The following is a 1,832-nucleotide window of genomic DNA, read 5'->3' on the forward strand; positions in this document are numbered from 1 at the left end:
GGGGCTGGGACATAGGCATCCAGTTTCTTTGATAAAAAGTCGTTAAAATTCAGTTTTGGGATTTTAACGACTTTTTTATCTTATGTATAAACAAAAAACTAGCACTTATCTGGCTAGTTTCCTGATGTTTACTGCCATAAGTGCTATTCCGAGTTCACATTCAACCTTTGATCGCGTGCGAACGGATAATTTTTGAAAACCCAAATTAGCCTTCAGGTTTCCAAAAGTTGATTCGACATCTATCTTTCTCTTTTTATAGATATCTTTTGTCTTTGGATCTGAAAGCTGCTTATTTGTGAATGCTTTAAAATAATCCCACGTCAGATTTTTATATAGTCGTTTGTTTGTATTAGGATTTGTACTGAATCTCATACACTCACTTCGTAGTGGACATCCAACGCAATCTTCACATTGATATAATTTAAAATCTCTTTGATGACCATATCTGTCTCTTCTTTTACTATAACTTCGGAAGTGTAATTCCTTCTTATTCGGACATGTGTAGTAGTCATCTTTCTCATTGTATGTCCAATTGGCAGTGATGAATGGATTCTTTTTGTATTTTCGTTTCTTCTCTTTTAGATACATACTGTAAGTGATTAATGGTGTCTTCTCAAAATCATCAAGTATCATTGTATAATTATATTCACTACCATACCCGGCATCTGCCACAATATACTCTGGAATGTCACCATATAATGCTTCAATTGATTTTAAGAAAGGTTCAAGTGTCCGTGTATCGCCAGGGTTACTGTAGACGCCATATGCCAAAACAAATTGATTATTTGTCGCTATCTGCAGATTATAGCCAGGTTTCAATTGCCCATTTCTCATATGATCGTCTTTCATTCTCATAAATGTCGCATCATGATCGGTCTTAGAGTAGCTTTTTCTGTCACCATAAATTTCCATTTGTTTCTCGTATTTGATTTTGCGTTCTTTAAAATCTTTGAATGCTTTTTTATGCTTTCTCACTTCACTTCTTTGTTTTCTAAGTATTTTTCTTATTTCAACATCTTGGGATGTTTCAATTTCAGAAGTGAGTGCGTCATTTTTGTCATCTAAATACATCTCTATACGATTTAATTCTTCTTTAGTTAAGTCATCTGAAGACTCTCGTTTAATTTCAGGAATAATTTCTTCTGTGATTAACTGTTCATACATAGCGGTTGATTTTTCAACAACAGATTTACTAAAACGTTTTGTATTAGCGAGCCATTGAAACGTATACTTATTCGCATTCGCTTCTATCTTTGTACCATCTATATAAATGGCATCTTCTGTGATTAGCTTATCTTCTAATAGTTGTGCCCTTAAACCAACATAAAGAACATGTAAGAACTCCATCATATGTGGGTTCACTCTAAAACGATTGATTGTTCTGTATGAAGGTGTTTGACCTTGTGCGAGCCACATCATTCGACAACTATCTTTAAGTAGAAATTCAATTCTTCTTCCTGAGAAAACAGAGTGTGCATAGCTATATAAAATGATTTTTAACATCATTTTAGGGTGGTAGGACGAAGGCCCTCTATGATTGTAATATTGATTGAAAGTTTCTTGGGGAATAGATTCAACGAGTTTATTGATAATAGATGCGATATCATTTTCTGGAAAAGAAATTTCAGTTTCGATTGGTAGTGTAAGCTGATTTATGTTATACTCTTTATACATATAAAGCACTCCTTTTTTGTTTTTGTCGTTATTAACAATTATAAAGGAAGTGCTTTATTTTTTTAAATAATATCTATAACGAAGGCCTGATTAAATGTCAAAAAACATTTAATCAGGCCTTCTTCGAAAAAAAGAGCCGGGAATTATGTCCCAGCCCC

At 33.5% G+C, this 1,832-nt stretch carries 1 protein-coding gene; it reads right to left on the reverse strand.

The window, feature by feature from the left end:
- Positions 1-105: 105 nt before the first annotated feature.
- Complete coding sequence (locus tag TP70_RS09285; protein ID WP_044361187.1) at positions 106-1,674, reverse strand: IS1182 family transposase; 1,569 nt, start codon at positions 1,672-1,674, stop codon at positions 106-108.
- Positions 1,675-1,832 lie beyond the last annotated feature (158 nt).

This window comes from Staphylococcus microti (genome assembly GCF_000934465.1).
In the GTDB taxonomy this organism is placed as follows: Bacteria; Bacillota; Bacilli; order Staphylococcales; family Staphylococcaceae; genus Staphylococcus; species Staphylococcus microti.

Bases quoted from the DNA above. Each gene is read 5' to 3' on its own strand.
- TP70_RS09285 (WP_044361187.1), bottom strand. From the start codon at position 1,674: ATGTATAAAGAGTATAACATAAATCAGCTTACACTACCAATCGAAACT.